Below are 21,248 nucleotides of genomic sequence, written 5' to 3'. Positions count from 1 at the left end.
GATCGGAGCCAAACGGTTTTGCTCGTGCCACCGTACTCGCGCCCGTGAGCGAACTCGATCCCGCCGAACTGTTGCCCAGCGAACGGATGCAGAACCAGGTCCTGGACGGAGACGTGACGCAGATCCACCGCGGCCACCGGTACGCCGAGGAGGGCGACACGTTCGCCGTCGAAGGGACGACGTTCGAGGTGACCGACGTAACCGAACGCACGCTCGGCGATCTCACCGACGAGGACGCTCGAGCGGAGGGGATGGAGGATCTCGAGGCCTACGAGCGGCTGCTCGAGCACGCCCACGAGAACTTCGAGTGGGACGACGACAGCGAGGTCGTTCGCCATCGGTTCGAGCGCCGGTAGCGGCGGAATCGCGCCGGCCCGTCAGTCGTCGAGCCGTTGGCTGCCGAGCAACGATCCGCTTCGGTCGGCACCGCTCGAGGCGGTCAGTGTCACGCCGAAGGGTGACTCGAGTCGGCCGGTATCAACGGACCCGCCGCTCAGTACTCGGTGACGGACGAAACGAGTCGAGCGCGGAAAACGGCGCTCGTGCTCACCTTCGAGAGTCGAAAACCGGTCGCCTGAAAGAGCCAGAACGTCAGTCCAGATAGCCCAGCGCGTCCTCGATCCGGCCCAGTTCCGGTCCCGTCGTGCCGTTGCCGACGACGTATCCGGCGTCGTTGGCGATCAGTCCGGAACCGACGAGCGGCGCGCCGTAGTTGATCGTCCCGACGTCGGCGCGGACGTCGAGCGCGTCCTCGAGGAAGTCAAGTTCCTCGTCGGTGGCCTTCGGGTGACAGAGCACGCCCGCGTTCGTCGCGACGGCGGCCGTCCCGACCGTACGGACGCCGGCGAGGTCGCCGCGTTCGACGGGAACCTCGAGCGTGTCCTTGACGATCTGGACCGTCTCTCGCGGGAGGTCCGGGTGGACGTACGCGCCGTAGTCGTTGGCGAGCACGACGTTTCCGGCGGCGTTGATGTTCCCCGGCAGTTCGGCGACGGGAACGTCGACCGCCTCCTCGAGGCGCTCGAGTTCGTACTCGAGCACCCGCGAACTGACGAGCAGCCCGTTCTCGTTACCCGTCGCTAGCGCGCCGACCGTCGAGGAGCCGCCGACGGTCGTCTGGACGGCCGGCACCTCGAGTTCGTCGGTCAGGTCGGCGACGACGTCGTCGTCGACGTCCGGGCGAACGAGTACGCACGAGTCGGTCGCACGGGCGAAGACGCCGACGTAGGCCGACCCGGCGAATGCGAGGCGTTGCAAATTTACTCGGCGACCTCGGCTTCGACGACGGCCTCACCCTCTTCGTCGAAACGGGCTGCACGGACGCGGAGCTTCCGTGGCGGGTTCGATCGGCCCTGCGACCAGATCTCCTCGTTGATCGAGGGATCGAGCCGGACGGCGTCCTCGTCGACCGCGAAGTGTTTCACGAGGTGCTCGCGGACCAGTCGCATGGCGTAATCGGCGGCCTGGTGGTTGGGACCCTTCTTGACGTCGCGCAGCGGAACGGTGACGACCCGCTCCTCGAAATCGCTTGCACTCATGATCACTCGTCAGTGTCGCTGCGCCGCCAGTTGCGTCGCTTCGGGTTCCGCTGGACTTCCATGTCGGTCTTCATCATGACCCAGACCGGCACGCGGCTGTTCTGGTTCTCGAGTTTGGCAAGACGCTTTTTCTTGCCCTTCGACTTCTTACCCATAGTGGCCGGACGTAGCCCACGCTGGCTTAAAATCTTGTCCATCTTGCGGAGCGGTGTTCAGTCGGGCCTGAACCGTGAGCGGGGTTGATCTTCGGCTCGGTCGATGGAACTCGACGTTCGACTCGGTCTCGCCGGACTGTCGACGTCGGAGCCGTTCGAGAGTTCGAGACGGTCGGTGCCAAACCTCCGCGGAAAGCAGTCCGCGACCGGCCCACAACGTGATCGACGGCCGCTGGACTGTGGTCGACAGCCCGCCAAATCGTGGCTCGAGTCCGTCGCCGTTTGAGACGGGGCGACGGACGCAGCACGACCGGGAATCAGGGCGAAAATATAGGCCGGTTGGAAACGCAAAGTAGATAGATATCTATGGTTTCACCAGGGGAGCTTCGGTTAATCGAGACACTAACGGAAAAAGACGCGTTCGAGCCGGAAATCGCCGACAACGGCTCCGTCAGCTATCCGGACGTGACGCGACTCCTCGACGATGGTGACGGCGATCCGGCCGACGTCCTCGAGCGATTCGCCACCCGCGGCGTGCTGGCAGACGAGTTCGTCTCGAAGGTGTACGTCTGCCCGGAGTGTGCTACCGAAGGTCTGCAGTACACCACCGTCTGTCCGTCGTGTGAGGCCACACACGCCATCGAGACGACCATCCTGGAACACGTCTGCGGATACGCCGGTCCCGAAACGGAGTTCGAACTCGAGGACGGCTACCGCTGTCCGGACTGCGAGATGGAACTCCAGTCCGAGGACGTAGACGAGACGGAGCGCTACGTCTGTAACGAGTGCCCGGAGGTATTCGATATCCCCGACGATCGCCTCTGGTGTCGAGAGTGCTTCTCCAGGTTCCCGCCGCTGGAAGCGATCGAGCAGGCGTTGTATCGGTACAGTCTCACCCCCGACGGGAAGCAGTGGCTCGATCGTCAGGAGGGCGCCCTGCGGACGGTCGCGGAGGCGTTAGAGGAACGCCGCTTCGAGACGGAGATCGACGCGACCGTCACCGACGAATCGGAGTCCCGGTCGGTTCACGTCCTCGCCGAGGACGCCCTGATGGGCGAGCAGCGAATCGTGAGCATCCACGAGACGCCGGACGCCGAAAGCGTCGACGCGTTCTGCGAATTCGCGAACTCGATCGGCGCACATCCGGTCGTCGTGACGACCTCGGGAGCCGTCGAGGAGGACGTCGCAGCGCGTGCGGAGAGCCCCGGACTGACGGTGCTCGCCTTCGGAGGGGACGGGACGCTCGAGACGGAGTACGATACCGTCGAGCGCGCCGGTGCCCACCAGCAAGGATTCTTCAAACGGCTCACCGCCGCCCTGGAGGTTCCCGTCCGAAAGGAGCAGCGGTGACCTGTTCGGCGGAGGGTACTGAATCGAGAAAGCGAGACGACCTGGTTTTCTGCGGCGCTACGGACCGACTCAGTGGTCGCAACGACTGGATCGACGTGGACCCTAGAGAGCGCGAGCGGACCTCCCGAAGGGACGAGATCCGTCACTCGAGCGGGAACCGCTCGACCGTCGAGTACTCGGAGCCGTCGGCCGTCGTGGTGCTCTCGGTGAGTCGAACCTCGTCGACGCGCATCTCACCGATAGTCGGCTCTCGCTCGCGGACGACGTCCTGGACCAGTTCCTTCCCGCCGGCGTGTTCCATCCGCGCGAGGGTGACGTGCGGGGTGAAGTCGTGAGACTCCGCCTCGAACCCCATCGCCGTCGTCCGTTCCTCGATGGCCTCGTGGAGACGCGTGAGTTCCTCGCCTCCCGCCTCGGTGCCGAACCAGACGACGCTGATGTAGTCGAGGTCCGGGAACACCCCGAGCCCGTCGAATCGGACGGTAAAGGGCGCCACGTCGGCCTCGTCGACCGCGGCTCGAAGCTCACGTGAAAGCGTCGGAACGCGATCCTCTTTGACATCTCCGAGGAACTTCAGCGTGAGGTGGGCCTGCTTGGGGTCGGTGAAGTTCAGCCCGCTCGCCTCGGCGAACTCCGCCTGCAGTTCGGCGACCGGTTCCGCGAGGTCCTCCGGCAGGTCGACGCTGACGAACAGTCGCATACCCGCTCCTTGGGCGGGACGGTACTCAACACTGATGGTCACCGCCGGGGCCAGCGAGATTCCGCGACTGGATCCTCCTTAAGCGACTGCGTCCCGAACGTCCCGCCATGTCCGATACCTTCGTCGTCGTCGGCGGCGACGCCGCCGGCATGTCCGCGGCGAGCAAGGCCAAGCGCGACGATCCCGACCTCGAGGTCGTCGTCTTCGAGAAAGGCGAGTGGGTCTCCTACGGCGCCTGCGGGCTGCCGTACTACGTCAAAGGGGAGATCCAGTCGCTCGAGGAACTCGTCTCGGTAACCCCCGAGGAGTTCCGCGAAGAGCGCGACATCGACCTGCGGACGGGCCACGAGGTCGTCTCGATCGACCCCGACGAGCGGACGGTCACCGCCGAGCGCGACTCCGGAACGGTGACGGAGTCGTACGACTCCCTGCTGCTCGCGACCGGCGCCGAGGCGGTGGTGCCGCCGATCGACGGCACCGACCGCGAGGGCGTCTACACGCTCGGCTCGATGAGCGACGGGAAAGAGCTCCGCGAGTACGTCGCTCGAGCGCGCGACAGCGAAGGATTCCAGCAGCCCGATCGGGGCCCGGCCTGTCGGTATCTCGAGGACTGCACCGGTCCCGTCGCCGTCGTCGGCGGCGGCTACGTCGGTATCGAGATGGCCGAGGCGCTCGCGGCGAACGGCTTCGAGGTCAACCTGTTCCAGCGCGGCGATCGGCTGTTGACCGGGTTCAGCGAGGCGACGAGCGAGGCCGTCGCCGAGCACCTGCGCGAGCGGGACGTCGTCCCGTATCTGGACAGCGAGGTTCGCGAACTCGCCGGCGAAGGCGTCGTCGACGCGGTCGTCACCGACGACGAGCGCGTCGGCGTCGAGATGGTGCTGCTCGGCACCGGCGTCCGGCCGCGGACCGACCTGGCCGAGGGGGCGGGCGTCGAACTCGGCGAGACGGGCGCGGTCGCGACCGACTCCTACCGCGAGACGAACGTTCCCGACGTCTACGCGGCGGGCGACTGCGCGGAGGCCGTCCACACCGTCACCGGCGAACCGGCGTACGTACCGCTCGCGCTGACGGCCAACCGTCACGGCCGTGCGGTCGGCCAGACGGTCGCCGGACGGCCGACGACGGGCGGCGCCATCGCGGGAACCGCGGCGATCAAGGCGTTCGAAGTTGAGGCCGCACGAACGGGTATTCTGGATCACGACGATGCGCGCGAGGCCGGCTTCGACCCGATAAGCGAGACGATCGACGCGAAGTCGCGGGCGGGCTACTACCCCGGAGGCGGAACGGTCTCCGTCACGCTGACCGCCGACCGCGACACCGGCCGCGTCCTCGGCGCGAGCCTCGTCAGCGAGTACGGCGAGGGCGCGGTTCACCGGAGCCACGCGATCGTCGCGGCGCTCGAGGCGGACGCCACCGTCTCCGACCTGGAGAACTACGACCTCGCGTACGCCCCGCCGTTCAACACGACGTGGGATCCCGTCCTCGTCGCCGCGAAAGTGGTCGCCGGGACGATGCGGTAGCAGTACCGGTCGTCCGTCGAAAGAGCGCTCGTACCGGGTCGCAGCCCTTAACAGTCGTCGCTGCCACATTCCAGTAATGACTGATCGAGAGGGCGATAGCGACCATCCGTTCTCCGAAGGGGAGGGCTTCGGAGACGACTACGACGAGTTCGATCTGGACCCGCCGGAGCTAGGCGTCGACCCCGCGAAGGTCGATCCGGTCGACTCTCGCGTCGTCACCGACACGCTCGACAAACACAGCATCGACAGTAACGACGTCGACGCGAGCGACCTGCTCGACGTCGGGCTGAACTACATGCAGATCAACCGCTACGAGCAGGCGACCGAGGCCTTCGACCGAACCGCCCAGTTCGCCGAGGACGACCGCCTCGAGCAGGAGGCCTGGGTGAACAAGGGCGTTGCCCACGCCGAACTCGAGGAGTACGACGAGGCGATCGGCGCCTACCGCGAAGCGCTGCGGATCGACGACGAGAGCGAACACGCCGCCACCGCCGAAACGAACCTCGCGTACGCGCTCTGGGAGTTCGGCGAAACGGCACAGGCCCTCGAACACGCCGAGCGCGCCGTCGAGATCGACGAGCGGTTCGCCGAGGGCTGGTTCAACCGCGCCTTCTTCCTCTCCGAGCGCGGGCTGGCCGAGGAGGCGCTGCACTGCATCGACAACACGGTCCGACTCGGAATGCGCAACGCGAAAGTGCTCGAGGAAAAGGCCGAGATCCTGGAGGAACTCGGCGAGTACGACGAGGCAGAGGAGATCGCCGAGGAGGCAAACGAGATGCGCGAACGGGCCGAGCAGCGGCTCGTCGAGGAACGCGAAGAGATGGCCGGACAACCCTCGGGCGCCGGCGGACGGCCCCAGGACGAGGACGACGTGGACATCACGGATCCGGGGCGGGTGTCGAAGCGCGACGGCGAGTGGCAACTCGAGTAACGCATGATCGTCAACGAACGCGAAACCGAAGAGGGACTGCTCGTCGCCGTCTGTGACGCGGACGTTCTCGGCGAAACGTTCGAGAGCGACGAGCTATCGCTGACCGTCACCGAGGAGTTCTACGGCGGCGAGACGGTCGACGAGAGCGCGGTCGTCGACAGCCTCTCGCGGGCGACCGTCGCCAACATCGTCGGCAGCCGTGCGGTCGAACTCGCAATCGAGGAAGGGTTCATCGACGAAGCGAACGTTCTCGACGTCGGATCGACCCGCCACGCGCAGCTCTTGCGGATGTACTGACGCCCGTTCCGACCTTAAGCCGACGGAACACTTTTTGATTCGTGGGATGATCTGACGAACAATGGTCGATATCGCAGGGTTCACCGAACGGCTTCGGCAGCCGGAGTACACGGGAGACAACCGCTGTATACCGTGTACGGCGGTCAACGTCGCAATCGCGGGCGTCCTCGCGGTCGGCGTCGCCGTCCTCTCCGCTCCGCTGGCACCCATCGTCCTCGGTCTCTCGCTTGCGGCGATCTACCTTCGGGGATACCTGGTTCCGGGAACTCCGAGTCTGACGAAGCGGTATCTCCCGGACCGGCTGCTCGCGAAGTTCGACAAGGCACCCGAGCCGACGGGGACGGCCATCGAGAACGAGCGCGACGAGGAGACCGAGGGTGACGACGGGCCTGTCGACCCCGAGCAGTTCTTCCTCGAGCACGACGTGGTCACACCGTGTGCGGGGACGACGGACGGCGGCACGACTCCGAGCGACGCCGCGGACGACCTCTGTCTCGCGGAGGGGGTCCGAACGGCGTGGCGGGACGCGATTGAGGGGATCCGCGATGGAGACCGAGAGCAGCAGGTCGCGGCGTTTCTCGAGTCCGAATCCGAGACGGTGACGGTCACGCAGACGAACGGCCACGCCCTCGCCCGCGCCGACGGCCAACTGGCCGCCCGGTGGGAGTCAGACGCCGCGCTGGTCGCCGATCTCGCCGGCTCGAGAACGCTCGCGGATCGGCTCCCGAACTGGGAGTCGCTGGCGCTCGAGCAGCGCAGTCAGCTCGCGAGCGGGCTGCGGGCGTTCGCCGAGCGCTGCCCCGCCTGCGACGGACCGGTATCGCTCGACGCCGAGACCGTCGAATCCTGCTGTCGCTCCTACGAGGTGTACGCGATCACCTGCGACGACTGCAGCGCACGGGTGCTCGAAGTCCAGCAGTAGTCGCCGTCACTGCTGGCGGAAACGAGAGTGTCTCTCTCCCGGAAATTCTCCACCGTCGGTCGGCGGTCGAGAAATACCAAAGTGTATTGGAGACAAGGGTATTGGCGATGCCCCTCTACGGTGTAGTACGACAGGGCCCCCACCCATCCCCATCCCCACCACCACACTGAGTCGTTCAACACCCCCTGTCGTGACACACCACCACCACCCACTTTTCCCCTCTCGCTACGTCGCCGGCGAGCGACTGCAACGGCAGCAGCACTCGAGTGTCCGTGTCGATCAAACCCGGACCGAAGGAGTGTTTTGTCTGGGAACCTTGCTAGTCACCAATGAGTCACCAGAATCTCGAGGCCCTCGACGTCGAGGCCATCCGCGAGGAGTTCCCGATCCTGGAGCGGGAGTTCGACGGCCAGCAGGTCGTCTATCTCGATAACGCGGCGACGACCCAGACGCCGGACCCGGTCGTCGACGCGATGAGCGACTACTACCGGCGGTCCAACTCGAACGTCCACCGAGGGATACACCACCTGAGCCAGGAGGCCTCGGAAGCCTACGAGGAAGCCCACGACCGCGTCGCGGAGTTCATCGGTGCGAGCGGCGGCCGCGAGGAGGTCATCTTCACCAAGAACACGACCGAAAGCGAGAACCTCATCGCCTACTCGTGGGGGCTGAACGAACTCGGCCCCGAGGACGAGGTCGTCCTCACCGAGATGGAACACCACGCCTCGCTCGTGACCTGGCAGCAGATCGCGCGGCGCACCGGCGCGAGCGTGAAGTACATCCGCGTCGACGAGACGGGGCGTCTCGATATGGACCACGCCGAGGAGTGTATCACCGACGACACCGCCATCGTCTCGGCGGTCCACGTCTCGAACACCCTCGGGACGATCAACCCCGTCGGCGAACTGACCGACCTCGCCCACGAGCACGACGCGCTCTCCTTTATCGACGGGGCCCAGGCCGTCCCGAACCAACCGGTCGACGTCGAGGAGATCGACGCCGACTTCTACGCGTTCTCGGGGCACAAGATGGCCGGCCCAACCGGAATCGGCGCCCTCTACGGCAAGAAAGAGTTGCTCGAGGAGATGGAGCCCTACCTCTACGGCGGCGGGATGATCCGCAAGGTCACCTTCGAGGAGTCGACCTGGGGCGACCTCCCGTGGAAGTTCGAGCCCGGCACGCCGCCGATCGCCGAGGCCGTCGGCCTCCACGCCGCGGTCGACTGGCTCGAGGAGGTCGGGATGGAGCGCATCCGGGCTCACGAGCAGGACCTCGCCCGCTACGCCTACGAGCAACTCGAAGGCGAGGGCGACGTCGAGATCTACGGCCCGGAACCGGGCCCCGACCGGGGCGGCCTCGTCAGTTTCAACCTCGAGAGCGTTCACGCCCACGACCTCACCTCGATTCTGAACGACCACACGGTCGCGATCCGCGCGGGCGACCACTGTACTCAGCCGCTTCACGACAAACTGGGAGTGGCCGCGTCGGCTCGAGCGTCCTTCTACCTCTACAACACCCGCGAGGAGGTCGACAAGCTGGTCGCCGCTCTCGACGACGCACGACAGTTGTTCGCGTAAGCGAACAACGGAGTGCGAGGAGACTGCGCTCGACAACGTTTTTCCGAGCGAGCAACGCGAAGCGAGGAAAAGCCAGCGAGACCCGGTTTCGCTCGGCGCGTCAGCTCTTTAGCTGACGTGCGAGAGTCGTTTTACCGAGCAACGCGAGGCAAGGCTCGAAGCGGCGAAGCCGCTTCGGAGATGCGCGGCAGCTGTTCGCGTAACCGTTCCGCGAACGAAGCTGAGGCGGAGCGAACGGCGCGAGCGAGAACCGCGGGAGAGGAGAGCGGCGAAACCGCGAGCGCGGGAGTGAACGAAGGGTAGCGAGGTACTCGTCGCTCGTCACGGTTCGTCGTAAGCGCTCGAGACGCCGTTCAACACGTCGCAGATCGCGTCGGTAGTCTCGTTCGTCCGGATCGTTCCCGTATCGGGGTCGTAGTCGATTATCCCGGCGTCCGACATCTTTGGCAGGTGGACGTGGTGGAGCATCACCTCGCCTCGCTCCGCCTTCTCGATCCGTTCGGCCTCGGCGAGGTTGTCCGCGGCAGTCCGTACCGTCGTCGTCTCGACGTTCCGCAGTCGCCGGAGGAGCGATCGTCGCGTTGGATGCGATAGGATCTCGTACGTCCTCTCGAGCGAACAGTCGCTGCCGCCTCCGATACTCATTAGGGACGAGTACAGGATACCGCCCTTTCGGAAGCCAGGTGGTTATAACAACCGTTTTATAAGCGATCGAGGGCCGCCGCCAGCGCGGGCCGGTCACGAACGCTCACTCGGAGCGAGCAAGGCGCCCCGCAGCACCTTGTCGGCACCTCGCCGGACGCGCTTGGAGGTAGCCTGCTGGGAGATGCCGAGTTCGTCGGCGATCGACGAAAGATCCGTTCCCCGCGGGACCTCGAAGTAGCCGCGCTGAACGGCGAGCACGATCGCTTCGCGCTGTTCGGGCGTGAGTTCGAAGATCCGTCCGGCCCGCGAGGCCTCCGAGAGGGTGTAGACCCGATCGACGGTCACGGAGAGGTGCTGCTCGGTGCAGAAGTCGTAGAATTCTCCGAGGAGGTCGCGGTTGGGAAACCGGACGCGAAAGTGCCATCCGCCTCTCGTCGTCATCGCCTCGAGGACGACGGCTTCGGTTCGTGCGAGCCCGGTGAGGAGACCGCTCACCTCGGGCACCCACTCGGCACGATACAGCGCCGTGTCGTCGATCCGATCGAGTTGCGTGATAGCTTCGATCTCCGAGCACGAGAGGACGTGTTCCTCGAACGCCTCGAACCCCGCACCCGTCGCCCAGAAGTACGGGAGGATTCGGCTCCCGGTCGGGACGATCGCCTCGAGTTCGATGTCCATATCCTCGACCGTGGCGAGAGCCGCCCCGAAGATGAACTCCTCGGTCGAGACGCTGAACTCGACGATGACGCTCATAGGGAGTCCACCAGCGGAACCCCCTTTTACGCTTGCCTGGAAAAGGGAGGGGTCACTTTTCGAAAGCAAGTCTACCGATCGTTCACGCACCTGGCCGATGATGGGAAGTTTCCGCCTCAGCGACTGCGGAGCCCTTATTACGGCGACTCCGAAACAGGACCGGCATGCTCGAGGCAGTTCGAGGCCGCGCCCGCCCGTACTTCGAAGACGCTCCGCCGGCCCACGACTGGCACCACGTCCAGCGGGTCGCGGCGCTCGCCGAGACGCTCACCGACTGCTACTCGAAGTCGGTCGACGAGCGCGTCGTCCAGTTGGCCGTCGCCCTCCACGACGTCGGCCGCGAACGAGAGGACCGCGGCGAAATCGAGGACCACGCGATCTGGGGCGCTCGAGAGGCCGGACGGATTCTCCGGGACGTCGGCGCGGACGAGGAGACGATCGATCGGGTGCGACACTGCATCCGCGCACACCGCTACTCGAACGACGTCGAACCCGAGACGCTCGAGGCGGAGATCGTCTGCGACGCGGACAACCTAGATGCCCTCGGAGCGATCGGAATCGCCCGGGTGTTCGCCTACGGTGGCGAACTCGGTCAGCCGATCCACGATCCGGCGACTTCGGTGGCCGACGACGAGACGCCCGCCGGGAAAACTCAGTACAACCACGTCCACAAGAAGATCCTCGATCTCCCTGCCCGGATGTACACCGACGCAGGGGGCGAACTCGCCGCCGACCGCGCCGCGTTCGTTCGTGAGTACCTCGAGCGATTCGACGCGGAAGTGGCGGGCGACGCGTAGCCGGGATCGTCCAGCGAGCGCCCGATCGAGTAGGGCAACGATAAACCCGCGAAGAGTTTTTCAATTATCCCTTCGTAACGGGGAGCGCCGAGGTGAGGACGATGTACGAGAGCACGATCGGACGCTCCGGACGGGACCCGTTCGACGCCCTGGTCGACGTTCTCGCCGCGGCGAACCGGTACGATCTCGTGCTCGGGATCATTCCGATCGCGTTTCTGGGTGCGCTGGTCGTCGCGAACGCGCTGGGCGTGTCGGTTCTACACGCTCTCTCGGTCGCAGCGGTAGTCGGTTTCGCCGTCATCGTCGACGCCTGTTACGTGAACCCGCCGGTCGACCAGGGTTCGACGGAACGGTACTGACCAACAACCGCCCACGATCGACCCGGCGCGGACCGGATCCGTTCCGGCACCCGCCAACCGGTTTTCGGTCGAAATCGAGTCCGTAGCGTCTCGTGCCGTACGGCCCCGGAACCCTTTTACAACGCACAGCCGTACGCGTATCCAACGATGGGACTCGGCTCTGATATGTACCGACAGCAGATCCTCGACCACTACAAGAACCCCCGGAACTACGGGGAACTCGAGGATCCGACCTTCACGCACGTCGGCGAGAACCCGATGTGTGGCGACGAGATCCGGATGGACGTCAAACTCGCCGACGACGAGGAGACGATCGAGTACGTCGCCTTCTCCGGCGACGGCTGTGCGATCAGCCAGGCCTCCGCGAGCATGCTCTCGGGGGAGCTCAAGGGGAAGAGCGTCGACGAACTCCTCGAGATGGATCGCGACGACGTCATCGACATGCTCGGCGTCGATATCTCGCCGATGCGAGTCAAGTGTGCAGTGTTGGCCGAAAAGGTCGCCCAGGACGGCGCGGAGATCTACCAGGGCGAACTCGACAAGGAGAAGACGACGACCGAAGACTAACGAGTCCGACTCGTCCCACGTCCAGTTTTTCGCGCACAGCTATTCGCAGTGATCGAACTGCTCGAGAAGCAATCGAGAGAGGATAGATTACCCTCCCGTCAGGGAGCGGGAGCGTGCCGAGCCGTTATTCGGGCTTCAGTCCGCCGTCCTCGACGCGCATGACGGCCTCACCGTCGGCGAGGTTCGGCGCGTCGACCAGGCGGACGATTCGCTTGTTCCCCTTGGACTTCCGGAGGTAGATCCGGAAGGTCGACTTGTGGCCGAGGATGTTGCCACCGATCGGCTGGGTCGGGTCGCCGAAGAACGAGTCGGGGTTCGAGGCGACCTGGTTCGTGACGATGACGGCGCAGTTGTAGAGGTTGCCGACCTTGTCGATGTCGTGGAGGTGCTTGTTTAGCTTCTGCTGGCGATCCGCGAGTTCGCCACGACCGACGTACTCCGCACGGAAGTGGGCGGTCAGCGAGTCGATACAGAGCAGGCGAACGGGGTACTCCGACTCCTCGTGTTCGCCCGCGAGCTCCTTCGCCTTCTCCGCGAGCAGCATCTGGTGGTTGGAGTTGAACGCCTTCGCGACGTGAATCTTCTCGAGAACGTCCTCGATGAGTGCGTCCATGGCGCCCTCGTCGCCGGGCGAGCCCTCGATCTCGCGGTCCTCGAGGGTCGCCTCGATGACCTCGTCCGGGAGACCGCGAACCATGTCGTCGATCCGCTCGGGGCGGAACGTGTCCTCGCTGTCCACGAAGATGGCGCGGCCGTGGAGGCCGCCGACCTCCTTGGGGAGCTGAACGTTGACGGCCATCTGGTGCGTGACCTGGGACTTGCCCGAGCCGAACTCGCCGTAGACTTCGGTGATCGACTGGGTTTCGATACCGCCACCGAGGAGGTCGTCGACCGCGTCGTTGTGCCAGCTCAGTTTGCCGATCTCGTTTCGTCGCTCGAGGACGGTCGAGCCGGTCTCGAAGCCGCCGACATCGGCTGCATCGCGAGCCGCACGGACGATATCTGAAGACGTGGACTCGCCGACGTCCGCCGTATTCGAGAGTTCGGAGGGCGAGGCGACGGCCAGGCTTTCGAAGGAGTCGAAGCCGGCTTCGTGAAGCTTGTCTGCGGTTGCCGGTCCGACACCCGGGAGAGTTTCGAGGTCTGCTTCTGGCATTACTCACTCGTTGTAACGGAGCCCCCATAAAGCCTCGTTAACAGGAGAGTGGAAGTGAAAGTGCAGGAAGGAAACGGGGCGATCGACTCGGTCGGCGGGAGGTTTAGGTGCGAAGGCGCAATTCACTCGCGTCGAGGGGCGACGAACGAAACGCGGTCTCCGCCGGGTCAGACTCTCGGCTCGCCGGGCGTCCACTCGAGGCAGTAGAGCCGGTCGCCGCCGCCGACGTACAGCCGCTCCGGCGCGAGCGCGGGCGTGCGTTCGACGGCGTCGCCGGCGTCGAAGTGCCAGAGCAGATCGAACTCAGTGGCGTCGACGCCGTACACCGAACCGGTCGAGTCGCCGACGCAGAGAACGTCACCCGCGACGACCGGACTCGCGGAGATCTCGCCGGCGAGCGCGACGCCCTTCTTCGAAAAGAGCCAGCCGCGAACCTTCCGCCGGCCGAACCGCGTGTCGGTAACGTGGAGGTAGCCGTCGTCGGCGCCGACGAACGTCGTTCCCTCGTCGGGAAGTACCGTCGCCGAGGACGTGAGCGAACCCTGGATCTCGTAACTGAACCACGTCTGTCCGCTCTCGGCGTCGAGTGCGAGCAGCGTGCCGTCGTCGTCGCCAACGTAGACCCGGCCGTCGGCGATCGTCGGACCGTCGGTGACCGCACCGTCGGTCGGCGCGGTCCAGACCTCCTCGCCCGTCTCGGTCTCGAGGCAAGATACCTGCTCCCCTTCGGTACCGGCGTACACCCGTCGTCGGTCGTCGCCGACGGCCGGACAGCCGACGACCGGCGAATCGGCCTCGTGCGTCCAGACTTCCTCGCCCGTCTCGGTCTCGAGCGCCGACAGTCCCGACGCGTGGCCGGCGTAGAGTCGGTCGTCGGAAAACGAGAGCGCGGACTCGAGCGCGTCCGGGAGGTCGGTTCGCCACGCCCGGTCGCCCGTCGCGGGGTCGAGCGCGTAGACGGCGCCGGTGTCGGTGGCGGCGTAGACGCGGTCGCGCGTGACGACCGGCGCCGCATCGATCCCGGCGGTCGTCTCGAAGACCCACCGTCGGTGACCCGTCTCGCGGTCGAACGCGTACAGGTTTCCGCGTTCCGTCCCGACGAAGAGCGTATCGCGATCGAGAACCGGCGATCCCACGGGTCCGACGAGGTCCGCCGTCCAGGACTTCTCGATGCGGTGGGGGCCCTCGAGGTCGCGTCGCACTCCCGAGTGCTGTGGATCCCGTTTGAACTGGTTCCAGTCGGTCACTGGTCGAGCGTACCGATTCCGGTCCTATAATGGATTCGACACGGAAACCGTCCGCGGCGCTCTCGAGTACGGGACGGTCCGCCGCGAGAAAGGTGGAATCGGGAGCGGAAGGGGGTAGGTGGTGGGTAGGGGTTTCGGCAGGACAACTGGTGTATGGCGCAGTTGATGATGTGGCGTCCTGCCGTATCTCTACGTAAGAGGTGGACCGCAATACCAGTGGCTCCAAACATGTTTGGGACGAGTGTCAGCCGCCGTGAACGCCCGTCAGAGCTCACTCCCAGGGGTGGGTACCGCCCTCGCTCGGCCAGAGCGGGTACCAGTACTCTTTCTCGCGCTCGATCTCGAGTTCGCCGTCCAGCGTCGACTCGAGTTTGAACTCCGCGCTCGAGTCCCGTTCTCGGCCGGGACGCGGCGCGAACGGGTAGAACCGCCCCCGGCGGAACGAGTAGATCCAGTAGGCCGGACCGTCCTCGTTTCGGTAGGCGAAGACGGCCGCGAGCAGGCGCGAACCGTAGCCGCGTTCGATGAACGTGTCGGCGGCGAAGTGCAGGCTCGTGATCAGGTCCTCCGGATCGCTGTCCTCGAGGACGACCCAGTGGTAGCCGTGGTCGTCTTCGGAGACCCCGAATTCGGTGCCCGTATCCTCGCGGCCGGCCTCGAGGATCGCCTCGACCTCGTCGACGGCGTCGCGAAAGCTGCTCGAGTCGACGCCGGAAAAGCAGAGCGCGCCGGCGTTCGCCGACTCGTAGCCGAGGTCGGCCTCCATCGTGAGGTAGGCGGTGCTCATCCCGAAGAGGTCCTCGGGGTCGGCGTCGCGTTTCGCGTCGGATTCCGCGCGGATACCGAGGACGGCGCGGAGTCCGTCCAGTAGTCCCATGCTCGTGTAAAACGGACAACCCCATAGAAGGATTCCGTTTGATCGCGCCAGCGGGGGATTCGATCCGGGTAGTTAGCCGATGCTCCAGCGCGTCTCGTAGGGGTATCGCTCGGCTCGATAGAGCCCGACGTGGATCACGACCGCGCAGACGATCAACCCGAGGTTCACTGGCGTCGAGTCGTACGCGACGACGTCGATGATGATCTCGCCGCGGTACAGCGGCCAGAGGGGTGCGATCGCCGCGTCCGGTGCGGCGGAGAGCAGGTCCACGAAGATGTGACTGAGACCGCCAGCCCAGAACGCGGCCACCGTGAACACGAACGTCGTCGACGGCGTGATCGAGTCGCTGCGAATTAGCCGATTGGCGTTCAAGAAGGGAGTCAACGCGTGCGCGGCGACGGCTCCGAAGACGACGCCGACGACTAACACGAACGGAATCGTATGAGTGATGCCGTGATGCTGGAGTAACGGGTGTGCGAAAAACGTCTCGAGGAAAAGATCGATATCAGGGAGCAACGTCGTCACCTGTGTCAACACGGTGAACGTGACCGCGGGGCGGCGACCCCACAGAATCCACGCGGGCACCGCGAATAGCAATGCCGCCGCGACGTGACCGATCGGTTCGACCATGCTGATTCAGCCCGCTCGATCACTATAAGTAATCACCCGGACGTGTCCACCTGAGCGGGGTACACCGAAGGCGCGAGGCGTCTCAGAACGCCTCCATCTCGCGCTCGAGGTCGCGAAGCTGTTCGACGCGGCGCTCCGTCGAGGGGTGCGTGCTGAAGAGGCGACCGACGATGCCCGACTTCAGCGGGATGATGAAGAAGGCGTTCATCTCGGCCTCTTCGCGCAGGTCCTTGTCGGGGACCTTGTCGACCTCGCCCGAGATTTTCATGAGGGCGGAGGCGAGCGCCGACGGCTTACCGGTGATCGCGGCCGCGCCCCGGTCGGCGGCGAACTCGCGGTATCGCGAGAGCGCGCGGATCAGGATGTAGCTGATGATCCAGACGAGTAGCGAGACGAGGATCGCCGCGACGATCCCGCCGCCGCCGCGGCCGCGACCGCGGCCGCCGCCGAAGAACGCGCCCCAGCGGACGATCATGAAGGCGATCGTCGAGAGGAACGAGGCGATGGTCATCACCATCATATCGCGGTTCTTGACGTGGGCGAGTTCGTGGGCGATGACGCCGTCGAGTTCGTCCTGGTTCAGCGTTCGCAGTAGCCCCGTCGTCACGGCGACGGCGGCGTTTTTCTGGTTGCGCCCGGTCGCGAACGCGTTCGGTACCTTCGAGTCGACGACCGCGACTTTGGGTTTCGGGAGGTCGGCCTGCTGCGAGAGTCGTTCGACCGACGCGTGCAGTTGCGGATACTCCTCGGCCGACACCGTTTTCGCGCCCATACTCTTGAGGGTGAGCGTGTCGCTGAAGTAGTACTGCACCAGCGAGAACCCGCCGAAGATGAGTACGAATACCAGGATTCCGCCCTGCATGTAGGCAGTTAGTACGCCGGCGAAGACGATGTACAGCGCGAACAGCAAGAACATCGTCACGAACATTCTCACCCGTAGTCCCCAGTCCGGCTGCCAGTCCATATCTCGAATGAGGGGCTGCGGCGAAATAAGTATCACCAACGCCACCGGTCGAGACCGATCGCCGGTGTCGACCGCCCGTGACGACGGGAACCCCCTCGTTTCGCCTGGAAACCGCCGGACACGCGGTCGTCTGACACGCCGTCGACCGATCCGGTGTCTGACGCGCGTCTGCCGGTTTAACGTGGCGAACGGCCGGTGTGCCCGCCGGTACTACCCCTTCGTTTCGCCTGGAATTGTCAGATCGTGAGAGCGGTCGAAACGACGGGCGAGCGTGCCGAACGTCAGGAGGAGTCCGGCGGTCGCTTCTCGACCCCCAGTTGCTTTGCTCGAACGGTCGTATGGCCTGCGTTATCCGGCTGGAACGATACTACCGTGCCTATAGGAAAGGGGCGGGGTTACCGACCTTCGGGCGACTATGTCTATCCACGCCAGACGGGAGGTGTTGAAGTACGCCGGACTTGCGGCTGCCGGGGGGGTGCTCGCGGCGAGCACGGCGACCGCCGCCGAAAACGGATCGGACGGTCCGAGCGCCTGGACGTCGCTACGCGGAAACGCGGGTAACACCGGCTACGTGTCGGGCGAGAGCGGGCCGGACGAGTCGGCGACCGTGACCTGGGAGTACGACCACGGCGGGCCGGTCGCCGTCGTCGACGGGAACGTCTTCTTGACCGTCGACGGAGCGATCCACGCGCTCGACGCGGAAGACGGGGAACTGGTCGGGGAAACCGACGACGTCGGTGCGGCCGGCGCTCCGGCGGTCGTCGACGACACCGTCTACGTCGGCGGCGACCGGTTGACCGCGATCGACCTCGGAGACGGGGAGGTCGACTGGGACGTCGACCTCGAACCCGAGGATGCCGTTCCGTCGCCGATCGTCGTCGACGACACGGTGTTCGTCGTCGCGGACGGAACGCTATACGCGCTCGAGGCCGACGGCGGGGACGAAGCCTGGCGGTTCGAACCCGACGGCGAAGGGCTGATCGAACGGACCGTCGCGGCCGCCGGAGGTGCCGTCTTCACGACGGACGGAGAGACGCTGTACGCGCACGAGATCGACGACGGGAGCGAGCGGTGGACGAACGGTCACGGGGAGTACCGGGAGCAGACTGTCGTGGCGACCGACCGCGCCGTCTCGGTCCAGGCCGGCGGCGACGACCGGGTGGCGGTCTACGAGACGGAGACGGGCGATCTCAGCTGGGCGAGAGACGGGGCCGTCGTGGGGTTAGCCACTAGCGATCACGTCTACACGTTGGCGGAAGACGACATCGTCGGCTACTATCGGGACTCGGGAGACGAGTTCTGGCAACCGTCGATCGAAGGTGCGACCTTCGGCCGGCCGGTGGGTGTTGGCCCGACCCTCTACGTCGGTATCAGCGACTCGAGCGAGGGCACCGGCGTCGCCGCGTTCGACGTCGTCACCGACGAACTCGAATGGGTAGTCGAAACCGAGACGGGCCCGGAGGACCTCGCGTTCGCCGACGGAACGATCTACGCCAGCGACGACGGACTCGTCGCGATCCGATCCGCGGGGGACGAGGGCGGGACCGGTGACGAGGACGAAGAGACGGGCGAGGATGACGAAACGGACGAGGAAGAACCAGCGGACGAGGACGACGAGGGAGGCGACGACGCCGACGAAAGCGACGACGTTCTCAGTGACGACGAACAGGACGAACAGGACGAACAGGACGGGCAGGACGGGCAGGACGGGCAGGACGACGGTATGCCCGGGTTCACGACCGGCGCGAGCGTCGCTGGCGGTGCGCTCACCCTCGAGTGGCTCCGTCGCAAGGCGGGCGTAGCGGACGAGGCAGAGGAGTAGACTGGCGGCGTTCGACGCTCGCCGTCGAACCGCCGCTCCGAATGCGTCGGCCGGAACGGGTCGTTTAACATCGTGAATCCACAAACGGGGACAATGAGTGAGTCGCGTGCGTTCTGTCCCCGGTGCGGGGATCCGGTACCTGACCGATCGGCGAGCGACGCGGACGGCGAGCAGGTCCCCGATCCGCTCCGACCCGGGACGGAGGTCGAACTCTGTGACAGCTGTTACTTCGACGATTTCGACTTCGTCGACGCGCCGGAGCGAATCGACGTTCGCGTCTGTGCTCGGTGTGGCGCCGTTCACCGCGGCAACCGATGGATCGACGTCGGCGCGGAGGATTACACCGATATCGCTATCGACGAAGTAAGCGAGGCGCTCGCCGTCCACGTCGACGTCGAGGACGTCGCCTGGCAGGTCGAACCGGAGCAGATCGACGAGAACTCGATTCGGATGCACTGTTACTTTACGGGGATCGTCCGCGGGACCCCGGTCGAAGAGCAGGTGATGGTGCCGGTCAAGATCGCCCGTCAGACCTGCACCCGCTGCGGTCGGATCGCCGGCGACTACTACGCCAGCATCGTCCAGATCCGCGCCGAGGACCGGACACCCACGAGCGAAGAGATCGAACGAGCGAAGGAGATCGCGAACACGGTCGTCGCCGAGATGGAAGCGACCGGCGATCGCAACGCCTTCGTCACCGAAATGAACGAGACGCCCGACGGGCTGAACATCAAGATCTCGACCAACAAGATCGGCAAGAAGATATCGAACAAGATGATCGAGGAGTTCGGCGGGAGCGTCAACGACGCCGAGACCCTCGTCACCGAGGACGAGGACGGCAACGAAGTCTACCGGGTGACCTTCGCCGTCCGCCTCCCGCCGTACATTCCGGGGGACGTCATCGACCTCGAGGACGACGAGGGCGGCCCCGTGCTCGTTCGGAGCGCCCGCGGCAACCTGAAGGGAACCCGGCTGACGACCGGCGAGCGCTACGAAGCGAGCTACGAGGAAGGTAACGCCCCCGACGCCCACAGACTCGGCGAGCGCGAGGACGCCGTCGAGACGACGGTCGTCACCGTCGAGGACGAGAACGCCGTCCAGGTGCTCGATCCCGAGACCTACCAGGCCAAGACCGTCGCCCGACCGGAGTACTTCGATCCCGACGCCGAGACGGTGCCCGTCCTGAAGAGCCGCGCCGGCGTCCACATCCTTCCCGACGACGATGAGTGACGGCAGGGACGAGGACGAGTCCGGTACAGCCGTCGACGACGTCCTCGAGCGATCCGACGCGCCGCTCGCCGCCGTCGTCGAGAAGCTCAGGACGGAGACGGCCATCGAGTCCCTCCGGGCCGAGGGCGTCTACGACGACTCGAGACGCGTCCGCGAGGCGCGAGGGCGAAGCGGAGCGAAGCCCTCGGACCGTGCGAACGGGTCGAAAACCCGTGAGGACGGTCCCGGCAGGGTTGCCCTCCCGGTGACCGAACCGCCGACGGAGACGGCGGTGCTCGAGGTCGTCAGGCAGGTCGATCCCGAGCCGCGAACCCGCGACCTCGAGGACCTGCTCGCCGAGCGGGGCTGGAGCGACGCGGCCCTCGAATCAGCGCCGGGTTCGTGGGCCGTGATCGGCTCGGTCGTACTCGTGAGGGTTCCCGAGGACTGCCCGGACGAGCGGGCGCTCGCCGAGGCGCTGCTCGAGTTACACGGCGACGCCGCGAGCGTGCTGGCCGACGAGGGGATCGCGAACGACGGCGAAGCGGGCACCTACCGCGAACCGCGGACGCGACTGCTCGCGGGCGAGAGCGATACCGAGACGATCCACACGGAACACGGGACGCGGTACGGTCTCGATCCCGCGACGGTCATGTTCTCGCCGGGTAACCAGGCCGAACGGGCGCGGATGGGGGACCTGGTCGCGGCCGACGAGCGCGTGTTCGACATGTTCGCCGGGATCGGCTACTTCACCCTCCCGATGGCCCGCACCGGCGCGCGGGTGACGGCGACCGAACTGAACCCGACCGCGTTCCGCTACCTGCTCGAGAACGCCGTGTTGAACGACGTCGGCGATCGCGTCGACGCCTACATGACCGACTGTCGAGAACTCGCGAGCGATCTGTCGGTCGACCGGGTAGTCATGGGCTACTACGGCCGCTCCGACGGTCGTGACGCCGACCGCGGGACCGGCACCAGAACCGACGAGGCCCACGAGTTCCTCGACGACGCGCTCGAGGCGCTCGATCCCGGCGGCGTGGTTCACTACCACGAGGCGACGCCGGAGTCGCGGCTGTGGGAGCGTCCGCTCGAGCGCCTCGAGACGGCGGCCGACGCAGTCGGACGCGACCTCGAGATCCGCGACCGTCGCCGCGTCAAGAGTCACAGCGCGGGCGTGGCACACGTCGTCGTCGATGCCCGGTTCGGGTAGCCGGTCGTGAAGCGGTCGT

Annotated in this window: 24 protein-coding genes; 13 read left to right on the top strand and 11 right to left on the bottom strand. The window is 65.9% G+C overall.

Annotation, left to right across the window (positions count from 1 at the left end):
- Positions 1-44 precede the first annotated feature (44 nt).
- On the top strand, positions 45-356 hold the full coding sequence (locus NED97_RS00745) for an ASCH domain-containing protein (protein WP_252488834.1): 312 nt from the start codon (positions 45-47) through the stop codon (positions 354-356).
- Between the two features lie 235 nt (positions 357-591).
- On the opposite strand, the gene NED97_RS00740 is transcribed toward NED97_RS00745, so the two are convergent.
- Genes NED97_RS00740 through NED97_RS00730 form a run of 3 tightly spaced genes read right to left on the bottom strand, consistent with a single transcriptional unit; the run spans position 592 to position 1,693 of the window.
- Entirely contained in the window at positions 592-1,257 is a 666-nt protein-coding gene (locus tag NED97_RS00740; RefSeq protein ID WP_252488833.1) for a translation initiation factor IF-6, read from the bottom strand.
- A gap of 2 nt (positions 1,258-1,259) precedes the next feature.
- Positions 1,260-1,538, bottom strand: coding sequence for a 50S ribosomal protein L31e (locus tag NED97_RS00735; RefSeq protein ID WP_252488832.1), 279 nt, complete (start codon positions 1,536-1,538; stop codon positions 1,260-1,262).
- Positions 1,539-1,540: 2 nt separating this feature from the next.
- Positions 1,541-1,693, bottom strand: coding sequence for a 50S ribosomal protein L39e (locus NED97_RS00730; RefSeq protein ID WP_148856948.1), 153 nt, complete (start codon positions 1,691-1,693; stop codon positions 1,541-1,543).
- Positions 1,694-2,059: 366 nt separating this feature from the next.
- Here NED97_RS00730 and NED97_RS00725 point away from each other — a divergent pair, with 366 nt between their 5' ends.
- Entirely contained in the window at positions 2,060-3,043 is a 984-nt protein-coding gene (locus NED97_RS00725) for a TackOD1 domain-containing metal-binding protein (protein WP_252488831.1), read from the top strand.
- A 142-nt stretch (positions 3,044-3,185) separates the two neighbouring features.
- Here the strand turns inward: NED97_RS00725 and thpR are convergent, their stop codons facing one another.
- On the bottom strand, positions 3,186-3,743 hold the full coding sequence (gene thpR / locus NED97_RS00720; RefSeq protein ID WP_252488830.1) for an RNA 2',3'-cyclic phosphodiesterase: 558 nt from the start codon (positions 3,741-3,743) through the stop codon (positions 3,186-3,188).
- A gap of 107 nt (positions 3,744-3,850) precedes the next feature.
- On the opposite strand from thpR, the gene NED97_RS00715 reads away from it, so the two are divergent.
- The 5 genes from NED97_RS00715 (at position 3,851) to NED97_RS00695 (ending at position 8,993) form a co-directional block, all read left to right on the top strand.
- Positions 3,851-5,266 carry an FAD-dependent oxidoreductase gene (locus tag NED97_RS00715; protein WP_252488829.1) on the top strand — a complete coding sequence of 472 codons (1,416 nt, stop codon included), beginning with the start codon at positions 3,851-3,853 and terminating at the stop codon, positions 5,264-5,266.
- Positions 5,267-5,342: 76 nt separating this feature from the next.
- The gene (locus NED97_RS00710; protein ID WP_252488828.1) at positions 5,343-6,197 is read left to right on the top strand and encodes a tetratricopeptide repeat protein; all 855 of its coding nucleotides are present in this window, start codon (positions 5,343-5,345) and stop codon (positions 6,195-6,197) included.
- Between the two features lie 3 nt (positions 6,198-6,200).
- Positions 6,201-6,494, top strand: coding sequence for a DUF424 domain-containing protein (locus tag NED97_RS00705; RefSeq protein WP_252488827.1), 294 nt, complete (start codon positions 6,201-6,203; stop codon positions 6,492-6,494).
- Between the two features lie 61 nt (positions 6,495-6,555).
- Positions 6,556-7,416: a hypothetical protein gene (locus NED97_RS00700; RefSeq protein ID WP_252488826.1), complete on the top strand. Its 861-nt coding sequence runs from the start codon at positions 6,556-6,558 to the stop codon at positions 7,414-7,416.
- A gap of 329 nt (positions 7,417-7,745) precedes the next feature.
- Positions 7,746-8,993, top strand: coding sequence for an aminotransferase class V-fold PLP-dependent enzyme (locus NED97_RS00695; protein ID WP_252488825.1), 1,248 nt, complete (start codon positions 7,746-7,748; stop codon positions 8,991-8,993).
- Positions 8,994-9,314: 321 nt separating this feature from the next.
- Here the strand turns inward: NED97_RS00695 and NED97_RS00690 are convergent, their stop codons facing one another.
- Together NED97_RS00690 and NED97_RS00685 are read right to left on the bottom strand one after the other, a co-directional pair.
- Positions 9,315-9,638, bottom strand: coding sequence for a DUF7344 domain-containing protein (locus NED97_RS00690; protein ID WP_252488824.1), 324 nt, complete (start codon positions 9,636-9,638; stop codon positions 9,315-9,317).
- Between the two features lie 93 nt (positions 9,639-9,731).
- Positions 9,732-10,391 (bottom strand): helix-turn-helix domain-containing protein, encoded by a 660-nt coding sequence (locus tag NED97_RS00685; protein ID WP_252488823.1) that lies wholly within the window; start codon positions 10,389-10,391, stop codon positions 9,732-9,734.
- 164 nt (positions 10,392-10,555) lie between these two features.
- Between NED97_RS00685 and NED97_RS00680 the strand changes: the two genes are divergently transcribed.
- The 3 genes from NED97_RS00680 to sufU all read left to right on the top strand — a co-directional run bounded on the left by NED97_RS00680 (position 10,556) and on the right by sufU (position 12,114).
- Positions 10,556-11,188: an HD domain-containing protein gene (locus NED97_RS00680; protein ID WP_252488822.1), complete on the top strand. Its 633-nt coding sequence runs from the start codon at positions 10,556-10,558 to the stop codon at positions 11,186-11,188.
- Positions 11,189-11,289: 101 nt separating this feature from the next.
- Positions 11,290-11,547 (top strand): hypothetical protein, encoded by a 258-nt coding sequence (locus NED97_RS00675; RefSeq protein WP_252488821.1) that lies wholly within the window; start codon positions 11,290-11,292, stop codon positions 11,545-11,547.
- A gap of 147 nt (positions 11,548-11,694) precedes the next feature.
- The gene (sufU, locus tag NED97_RS00670; RefSeq protein WP_252488820.1) at positions 11,695-12,114 is read left to right on the top strand and encodes a Fe-S cluster assembly sulfur transfer protein SufU; all 420 of its coding nucleotides are present in this window, start codon (positions 11,695-11,697) and stop codon (positions 12,112-12,114) included.
- A 124-nt stretch (positions 12,115-12,238) separates the two neighbouring features.
- On the opposite strand, the gene radA is transcribed toward sufU, so the two are convergent.
- From radA to htpX, 5 genes are all read right to left on the bottom strand, one after another.
- Positions 12,239-13,270, bottom strand: a complete 1,032-nt coding sequence (gene radA / locus NED97_RS00665) for a DNA repair and recombination protein RadA (protein ID WP_252488819.1) — start codon at positions 13,268-13,270, stop codon at positions 12,239-12,241.
- A gap of 167 nt (positions 13,271-13,437) precedes the next feature.
- Positions 13,438-14,517, bottom strand: coding sequence for an outer membrane protein assembly factor BamB family protein (locus NED97_RS00660; protein WP_252488818.1), 1,080 nt, complete (start codon positions 14,515-14,517; stop codon positions 13,438-13,440).
- 271 nt (positions 14,518-14,788) lie between these two features.
- Entirely contained in the window at positions 14,789-15,394 is a 606-nt protein-coding gene (gene pspAB / locus NED97_RS00655; protein WP_252488817.1) for a PspA-associated protein PspAB, read from the bottom strand.
- Between the two features lie 72 nt (positions 15,395-15,466).
- Positions 15,467-16,024, bottom strand: a complete 558-nt coding sequence (locus NED97_RS00650) for a metal-dependent hydrolase (RefSeq protein WP_252488816.1) — start codon at positions 16,022-16,024, stop codon at positions 15,467-15,469.
- An 82-nt stretch (positions 16,025-16,106) separates the two neighbouring features.
- The gene (gene htpX / locus NED97_RS00645; RefSeq protein ID WP_252488815.1) at positions 16,107-16,988 is read right to left on the bottom strand and encodes a zinc metalloprotease HtpX; all 882 of its coding nucleotides are present in this window, start codon (positions 16,986-16,988) and stop codon (positions 16,107-16,109) included.
- Between the two features lie 415 nt (positions 16,989-17,403).
- Between htpX and NED97_RS00640 the strand changes: the two genes are divergently transcribed.
- The 3 genes from NED97_RS00640 (at position 17,404) to NED97_RS00630 (ending at position 21,229) form a co-directional block, all read left to right on the top strand.
- The gene (locus NED97_RS00640) at positions 17,404-18,810 is read left to right on the top strand and encodes an outer membrane protein assembly factor BamB family protein (protein WP_252488814.1); all 1,407 of its coding nucleotides are present in this window, start codon (positions 17,404-17,406) and stop codon (positions 18,808-18,810) included.
- A 93-nt stretch (positions 18,811-18,903) separates the two neighbouring features.
- Positions 18,904-20,040 (top strand): 60S ribosomal export protein NMD3, encoded by a 1,137-nt coding sequence (locus NED97_RS00635; protein WP_252488813.1) that lies wholly within the window; start codon positions 18,904-18,906, stop codon positions 20,038-20,040.
- Positions 20,033-21,229, top strand: a complete 1,197-nt coding sequence (locus tag NED97_RS00630; protein ID WP_252488812.1) for a class I SAM-dependent methyltransferase — start codon at positions 20,033-20,035, stop codon at positions 21,227-21,229. Before NED97_RS00635 ends, NED97_RS00630 begins: the two co-directional genes overlap by 8 nt.
- The last annotated feature ends 19 nt before the right edge of the window (positions 21,230-21,248 follow it).

It is taken from the genome of Natronococcus sp. CG52, from assembly GCF_023913515.1.
Lineage (GTDB): Archaea > Halobacteriota > Halobacteria > Halobacteriales > Natrialbaceae > Natronococcus > Natronococcus zhouii.
The sequence above is the reverse complement of the archived record's forward strand: the minus strand, read 5'-3'. Positions and strand labels throughout refer to the sequence as shown.